The organism is Corynebacterium sp. (genome assembly GCF_052107835.1).
GTDB lineage: Bacteria > Actinomycetota > Actinomycetes > Mycobacteriales > Mycobacteriaceae > Corynebacterium.
Window position 1 is genome coordinate 24,950 of the sequence record NZ_JBQEDF010000039.1, and the last position, 7,615, is coordinate 32,564.

A 7,615-nucleotide genomic window follows, 5' to 3' on the forward strand; every position below is an offset into this window, starting at 1 on the left:
ACCTTAGCCGCAGAGGCACACCCCGGGCGACAGACTTTCACACTGTGACACAGATCCGAACCACACCCCCAACGCCCTGACCTGCAGGTCTCACGATGTGGAAATCGGCCGGGGTGTGAAAGTGCCGCCGGTTCGGGGTCCCCACCCCGATCCTGTCCCTACCCGAGTGCGCCCAGCGCCTCGCCGACGCGCTTGCCGCTGTGGATGCAGCCGCCGAGGAAGGTCCCCTCCAGCGCGTTGTTGCCGTGCATCCCGCCACCGCCGAAGCCGGCGACCTCACCGGCGGCGTACAGGCCGGGCAGTACCGAGCCATCGGAGCGCAGGCAGCGTCCCGACAGGTCCGTCTCGATACCTCCGAGCGTCTTACGGGTCAGCACCCGCAGGCGCACGGCGATCAGCGGGCCGTTCGCCGGGTCCAGGATCTTGTGCGGTCCGGCGGCCCGGACGATCTTGTCGCCGAGGAAGTTGCGTGCGGTGCCCAGGTAGTTGACCTGGGCGTCCTTGGAGAACTTGTTGTCGAGCTGACTGTCCCGGTCCTCGATCTGACGGCGCAGGTGGGCGGCGTCGATGACCGGAGCGGAGCCGTCCCCGGATCCGGTCACCCCGTTCATCTGCTCGACCAACGTCTCCAGGTCATCGGCGATGACCCAGTCCTCGCCGTGGTCCATGAAGTTCTGCACCGCCACGTGCGTGCCGGGACCGACCTTGCCCGCCAGCTTCTTCAGGGACTTGTCGGTGAGGTCGGGGTTCTGTTCCGAGCCCGAGAAGATGTACTCCTTGTCGGCGATGGTCTGGTCGAGCACGAACCAGCTGTAACCGTGGCCGGTGCGTCCGATATGAGCCAGGGACGCCAGATTGTCCGCCCCCGGGAACAGGTTCGTGGGCAGCCGGTCGCCGGCGGCGTCGAACCACAGGGAGCTGGGGCCGGGGATGATGCGGATCCCGTGGTTGGGCCACACCGGGTCCCAGTTGAGCATCCCCTCGGTGTAGTGCCACATCCGGTCTGTGTTCACGGTGGACGCCCCAGCGGACTCGGAGATCCCGATCATCCGGCCGTCGACGTGGGCGGGCACGCCGGTGACCATGTCGTCCGGGCATTCCCCCCAGCGTTCGGTCGGCCAGGAGCGCCGCACCAGGTCGAGGTTGCCCCCGATACCGCCGGAGGTCACCGCCACGGCCGCTCCACGGAACTCGAAGCTGTCCACGACCTCGCGGGGGGACTCCACCCCGCGCCCCAGTTCATCGCAGTCCGACAGCACGCTGCCGCGGACCCCGACGACGGATGCGGCGTCCCCCTTTCCCTCGACAATCAATTCATCGACACGGTGACGGAAGGCGAAAGTCACCCGTCCCTCCTTCTCCGCCTCCAGCAACGGCTCGCGGAACACGCGCACGACCTCGGGACCGGTGCCCCAGGACAGGTGGAAGCGCGGGACGGAGTTCCCGTGGCCGGACGCGTCGCCGCTTCCCCGTTCCGCCCAGCCGATGGTGGGCAGGACGTTCAGGCCGAGCTTCTTCATGTAGTCGCGTTTCTCCGTGGCCGCGAACCGGACGTACTCGCGGCCCCACTGTGCGGGCCAGTGGTCGTGGCCGCCCGGGGACGTGTCCCCGTACTGCGCGGAATTCTCCCAGTCCCGCCAGGCGAGTTCCTCGGAGTCGCTGACGCCCATCAGCCGCTGCTCCGGACTGTCCACGTAGAAGAGTCCGCCCAGCGACCAGAACGCCTGCCCGCCGAGGTTCGCCCGGTTCTCCTGGTCCAGGACGAGGACGTCCCTCCCCGCCTTCTGCGCCTCGTGGGCGGCAACGAGTCCGGCGAGCCCGGCCCCGACAATGATCACTGTGTTATCTCCCATAGGAAAGGAGTCTAGATACTTCCGTGGACCTGCGTAGCCACCCCGGCGATCCCATTGAATGAACGCATTGCGTTCACACAATGGGAAGCGTAAGTTTCTTTCACGTCCCAACGCGCATGATCGATCAAGAAGAGAAGCACCGGTACACATGACCACAACCCTCGACGACGCCGGCAGTGCGTCCCCGAACCCCTCCTCCGCGACACCGGAGCCCACCAGCGGCAACAAGCGCAGCCGGGTGATCCTGGCCTCGACCATCGGCACGACGATCGAGTTCTACGACTTCTACGCCTACGCCACCGCCGCCATCGTGGTCTTCCCCCACCTCTTCTTCCCGGAGAACGAGAACTCCACCATCGGTCTGCTGGCCTCACTGGCGACCTTCGGCCTGGCCTTCGTCGCCCGCCCGGTCGGCTCCGTCCTGTTCGGTCATTTCGGCGACCGGATCGGCCGCAAGGCCACCCTGATCGGCGCCCTGCTCACCATGGGCGTCGCCACCTTCATCATCGGCTGCCTGCCGACCTACGACCAGATCGGCCTGTGGGCACCCGCGCTGCTGGCACTGATGCGCTTCTGCCAGGGCATCGGGCTGGGCGGCGAGTGGTCCGGTGCCGCACTGCTGGCCACCGAGAACGCCGAGGAGGGCAAGCGCGCCCGCGCCGCCATGTGGCCTCAGCTCGGCGCCCCGTTCGGGTTCCTGCTGGCCAACGGCCTGTTCCTGCTGCTCGTGATGATCATGGAGCACACCGACGGCGACGTCGAGGGCGACTTCCTGGCCTGGGGCTGGCGCGTGCCGTTCCTGCTGTCATCGGTCATGGTGGTCATTGGCCTGTACGTCCGCTTCAAACTGGACGAGACCCCCGTCTTCCAGGAGACCCTGGACAAGGGCGAGGACGTCAAGGTCCCCACCGTCGAGGTCTTCCGCACCGCGTGGCGCCCCGTCCTGCTCGGGACGTTCGTCATGGTCTCGACCTACACCCTGTTCTACATCGTGACCACCTGGTTCCTGTCCTTCGGCATCGGTGACAGGGACGCCGGCGAGGGACTGGGCATCGAGTACAACCACTTCCTGGTCATCCAGCTGATCGCCGCACTGTTCTTCGTCGTCGGCATCCCCATCGCCGGCCACCTCGCCGACACGGTGGGCCGACGCAAGTACCTGACCGTGGTCTCCGTGCTGATCCTGGTGTACTGCTGCGCCTTCCAGGCCTTCCTGGACCCGGCGACGTCCGGCGAGCTGAAGGCGGGGATCTACCTGTCGATCGGCATGTTCCTGATGGGCCTGATCTTCGGCCCGATGTCCGCGGTCCTGCCGGAGATGTTCCCCACCAACGTGCGCTACACCGGCTCCGGTATCGCCTACAACTTCGCCTCGATCCTCGGTGCTGCCGTCGCACCGTTCATCGCGGTGGCGCTGGCCACCCAGTACGGCCCGTGGGCCGTGGGCGTCTACCTGGGGGTCGTCACCCTGATCAGCCTGGTCGCGATCCGGCTGATGCGGGAGACGAAGGACGCCGACCTCTACTCGATCTAGGCTCCCGCCCCCCGTTCTACCGGCGGCGCAGAACGTACTGCTGGCAGTCCAGCGCGCCCTCTGTCGCCAGGGCCTCGTGCAGGGCGAGCTGGTAGTCCCACAGCCTGCGGTAGACGGGGTCGTACCCGGCGGCGGCCGCGGCCCGTTCGCGGGCGCCGAACGCCGACCTCCACAACGCCAGGGTGGTCGCGTAGTGCGACCCCATCCTGTTCCGTGCGGTCAGTTGCAGACCCGCCCGGTTCGCCTGGGTGGTCACGTGACCGACCGTGGGGTAGTGCAGCGCGGGCCAGATGTAGGCCCGGACCACATCCAGGCTCTCGTCCACCGTCTCCTCCGGAAGTGCACCGCCGGGGGTGCCCGTCACCGACTGGATGACGGCGATGCCGTCCGCGGCGAGCATGCGCTCCACCGCGCGCAGGAAGTGGTAGGTCCCGTCGTCACCGAGGGTCTCCATCCGCTCCACGCTGAACACCGCGTCATAGGTGCCCGACCACTGCCGCGGGGACGGCACGGGGCCGCGGATGGACTGCACCCGTACAGCCCCACCCACCCCCGCCTCATGGGCACGGGCCCGCACGGCCTCGGCATGGTCGACGTCGGAGGTCAGCACGTCGACATGCGCACCCCGGCGTGCCGCCATCACCGGCAGCGCACCGCCGGAGGACGGCAGTTCCAGCACCCGGTGCCCCGGGCCGACCTGCGCCTCGTCCAGCATGGCGTTGATCCGGTGCAGCTGGGCGGAATCCAGGTCCGCCCGCTCTACCAGGTCCGGGTCAGTGGGGGCGTCCAGGTACCGGACGTTGACCGGCGGAGTACCCCCGTCCTGCTGGGGGTTCTCCACCTCGGACGTCCTGGTCCCCGAGGCGAACAGGGCCGAGCCGGTCGACCGCGTTTCACCGGCGTAGATGCCGACCAGGGCGTCGGGCAGTTCGCCCGCGCGGACCTGTCCGGCGACCCGACGGCGACGCCGGGACAGGGTACGCCCGAAGCCGCCCTCCAACGGCTGGCCGAGCAGTACCCCCAACACCTCCGGGAGCGGATCCGCCGTCCACTCCCCCGCCATGTACCCCTCCGCGAGGCCGAGCCAGCCCGAGTCCACCACCCGGTCCAGGACCATGCCGTCCTGCACCACGAACCGCGGCGAGGCCCCGGGGGTCAGGGACACCCCGTGCGCCAGTGTCAACCGCTCCAGTCGTTCCTGCAGGTTAGTGGCCCGCCGACCGAGGAAATGAGCATCCGGCTGCCGTGCGACACCGGGCCAGCGGGCAGGGTCGATGTACCCCTCGCGGGCGTCGCGACCAGCGCGACCACCGGTCCCGGGTGATGCCACCGTGCGCTCCTTCCTGCCGTGCCGCCGTTGCCTGCCACAGTGTGGCTCCCCCCGTTTTCGCCGCGAAACGGACATTGCGGCATGCCATGCTCGCCGCTTACCTCCCACGTGATGAGTCTGTCTGCGACAAGCACTAGTATGGGCAATCAGGTCCGACGCGACCGGGAGGTCCGTCGGCTGACGACACTACACCGGCGTCCACGAGAAACCCCGGACTAACACGGACAACACGTCAGAACACAGCAGCGCTGGAGCCCCCTCACCCGGTGGCCCGTGAGTGCTGCAGAACGAGGAGATTGACACTATGACCCCCACCCCGACCCGCCCCTCGGGCCGCCATCACGTCGTCATCATCGGCGGCGGCTTCGGCGGACTGTTCGCCGCCAAGAAGTTCGCCGGCGCCGACGTCGACGTCACCATCATCGACCGCACCAACCACCACCTGTTCCAGCCGCTGCTGTACCAGGTGGCCACCGGTGTGCTGTCCTCCGGCGAGATCGCCCCGACGATCCGGCAGATCCTGCGCAAGCAGAAGAACGCCCGCGTGATCAAGGCCGAGGTCCGCGGCATCGAGGTCGAGGACAGGATCGTCACCGCCGACCTGGGCGGCAAGGAGGTCGTGCTGTCCTACGACTCGCTCATCGTCGCCGCCGGTGCAGGCCAGTCCTACTTCGGCAACGACCACTTCGCCGAGTTCGCCCCCGGCATGAAGAGCATCGATGACGCCCTCGAGCTGCGCGCCCGGATCACCGGCGCCTTCGAGCGCGCGGAGATCACCGACGATCCCGAGGAGAAGAAGCGCCTCCTGACCTTCGTCATCGTCGGTGCGGGCCCCACCGGTGTGGAGCTCGCGGGCCAGCTCGCGGAGATGGCCCACCGCACGCTGCGCAATGAGTTCCGCAGCACCGACACCGAGCAGACCCGCATCCTCCTCGTCGACGGTGGCCCCCAGGTCCTCCCCCCGTTCGGCAAGAAGCTGGGGCGCAAGGCCGCCAAGCAACTCAACAAGCTCGGCGTCGAGGTCGTGACCGACTCCATGGTCACCAACGTCGACAAGGATGGTGTGACCTGGAAGAACATGAAGACCGAGGAAGAGACCACGGTCTCGGCGTACTGCAAGATCTGGTCCGCCGGCGTCGCCGCCAGCCCGCTGGGCAAGCACATCACCGACCAGATCGACGGGGTCGACGCCGACCGCGCCGGACGTGTCCCGGTGAACAAGGACCTCTCCGTCGGTGACCACCCGGAGATCTTCATCATCGGTGACATGATGATGAGCCCCGACAAGCTCCCGGGCCTGGCCCAGGTCGCCATGCAGTCCGGCCAGTACGCTGCCTCGACCATCAAGGCGGAGGTCGAGGAAGGCATCACCGAGCGTAAGCCCTTCGAGTACTTCGACAAGGGGACGATGGCCATCGTCTCGCGCTTCTACGCGGTCGTTAAGCTGGACAAGGCGGAGATCTCCCACTTCCCGGGCTGGGTCATGTGGCTCGCGGTGCACCTGATGTTCATGGTGGGCTTCCGCAACCGCTTCGTCGCCGTGTACAGCTGGGGAATGAACTCCGTGTCACCGAACCGGTGGCACCTGGTCGCCACCCGCCAGCAGCTGCACGCACGCAATGCACTCAACAAGCTGCGCGACCTGGAGGACGAGAAGGACATCCGCTCCATCGAGGTGCGCGACAACCTGAAGTTCGGCGACGGCCGCGACACCAAGGCAGTCTCCGACTAGGTGTAGTTCCCCGTGAGGTTGTGAACACGCGCTGAGGGAGTCAGGCCTGCGATAGCGGTGTGGGCTCGATGGTGATTGTAGTGGTGCAGAAACTGCTCGTACACCGCCTCACGGTGCGTCTCACTCAGATACGGTCTCGCATAGGCCCACTCGTTCATCAGCGTGCGGTTGAACCGCTCGACCTTGCCGTTGGTCTGCGGCCGATACGCCCGGGTGAACCGGTGTTTCACCCCCTCACCGAGGGCGTCGTTGAACGCGTTAGAGCGGTAGCAGGCACCGTTGTCGGTCATCACCGCCTCCACGGTGACCCCCAACTGGCCGAAGAAGTCGTTGGCCCGGGACCAGAAACCAGCGGCGGTGTGCTTACGCTCATCGTCGAGGATCTCCGAGTACACGACTCTCGAGTAGTCGTCGATGGCGTGGTGCAGGTAGCGGTAGCCACGCGACGGGGATGCTCCGGCGCGTGCCGCCGCATCGCTGGCCCGGCCTGATGCCCGGTGCTGGTCGGAGCCGCGGCCGAACATCCGCCATCCGCCGCCGTCAGGGATCCGCCCGAGTTTCTTGATGTCGACATGCACCAACTCGCCCGGCCGGGACTTCTCGTAGCGTGTCGGAGCGGTCGTGCGTACCGGCAGACCGGTGGCCTGGTCAACGCAGTCCAGCGCGGGCATGTTGTGACGTTCCAGCACCCGACCAACCGTGGAGCGGGCGACACCGAGGTGGTAGCCGATGCGGTGGGGTCCCCACCGGTGGGTGAACCGTAGCTTGATGATCCGGCGTTCCCGCTGCTGTTCCAGCTGGTGCGGGCAGCGGTGTGGCCTGCTGGTGCGGTCGGTCAATGGTTCGCCGGCGCGGTGGCGGGTCACCCAGCGGTGGGCTGTGGCTGGGGAGACGTTGAACCTTTCGGCCGCCCGGCGTTGGGTCCAGCCGTGGTCGATGACCAATGCGACCAGGCGGGCCCTGCCGGTTGGGGTCAGGGGTGCGTTACGGTGGGTCATGGAAGGTCTCCTGGTTTCCCGTCGTGAGTAGTCATTCACCCACCACGGTTACCGGAGGTCTTCCTTATGTGTCATCCCCCGACGGGGTGTTCACAACCTCCCCGGGAAGTACAACTAGGTCACGGACACGAAGAACCCACACCAGTGACACCCCGGGCAACCGCCCGG

5 protein-coding genes are annotated in these 7,615 nt (G+C 67.3%); 2 read left to right on the plus strand and 3 right to left on the minus strand.

Features of this window, described 5'->3' with window-relative positions; translation table 11 throughout:
- Positions 1–158 precede the first annotated feature (158 nt).
- Positions 159–1,853, minus strand: coding sequence for an FAD-binding dehydrogenase (locus ACTIL2_RS10330; RefSeq protein ID WP_442337384.1), 1,695 nt, complete (start codon positions 1,851–1,853; stop codon positions 159–161).
- 148 nt (positions 1,854–2,001) lie between these two features.
- Here ACTIL2_RS10330 and ACTIL2_RS10335 point away from each other — a divergent pair, with 148 nt between their 5' ends.
- Positions 2,002–3,387 carry an MFS transporter gene (locus tag ACTIL2_RS10335; RefSeq protein ID WP_442337385.1) on the plus strand — a complete coding sequence of 462 codons (1,386 nt, stop codon included), beginning with the start codon at positions 2,002–2,004 and terminating at the stop codon, positions 3,385–3,387.
- Positions 3,388–3,403: 16 nt separating this feature from the next.
- Here the strand turns inward: ACTIL2_RS10335 and ACTIL2_RS10340 are convergent, their stop codons facing one another.
- Positions 3,404–4,717 (minus strand): class I SAM-dependent methyltransferase, encoded by a 1,314-nt coding sequence (locus ACTIL2_RS10340; protein ID WP_442337386.1) that lies wholly within the window; start codon positions 4,715–4,717, stop codon positions 3,404–3,406.
- 304 nt (positions 4,718–5,021) lie between these two features.
- Here ACTIL2_RS10340 and ACTIL2_RS10345 point away from each other — a divergent pair, with 304 nt between their 5' ends.
- Positions 5,022–6,449, plus strand: a complete 1,428-nt coding sequence (locus tag ACTIL2_RS10345) for an NAD(P)/FAD-dependent oxidoreductase (protein ID WP_442337387.1) — start codon at positions 5,022–5,024, stop codon at positions 6,447–6,449.
- On the opposite strand, the gene ACTIL2_RS10350 is transcribed toward ACTIL2_RS10345, so the two are convergent.
- Entirely contained in the window at positions 6,446–7,447 is a 1,002-nt protein-coding gene (locus tag ACTIL2_RS10350) for an IS481 family transposase (RefSeq protein ID WP_442337388.1), read from the minus strand. The two genes, ACTIL2_RS10345 and ACTIL2_RS10350, sit on opposite strands and share 4 nt — an antisense overlap.
- Positions 7,448–7,615: the final 168 nt, after the last annotated feature.

Bases quoted from the DNA above. Each gene is read 5' to 3' on its own strand.
- ACTIL2_RS10345 (WP_442337387.1), top strand. From the start codon at position 5,022: ATGACCCCCACCCCGACCCGCCCCTCGGGCCGCCATCACGTCGTCATC.
- ACTIL2_RS10335 (WP_442337385.1), top strand. From the start codon at position 2,002: ATGACCACAACCCTCGACGACGCCGGCAGTGCGTCCCCGAACCCCTCC.
- ACTIL2_RS10330 (WP_442337384.1), bottom strand. From the start codon at position 1,853: ATGGGAGATAACACAGTGATCATTGTCGGGGCCGGGCTCGCCGGACTC.
- ACTIL2_RS10350 (WP_442337388.1), bottom strand. From the start codon at position 7,447: ATGACCCACCGTAACGCACCCCTGACCCCAACCGGCAGGGCCCGCCTG.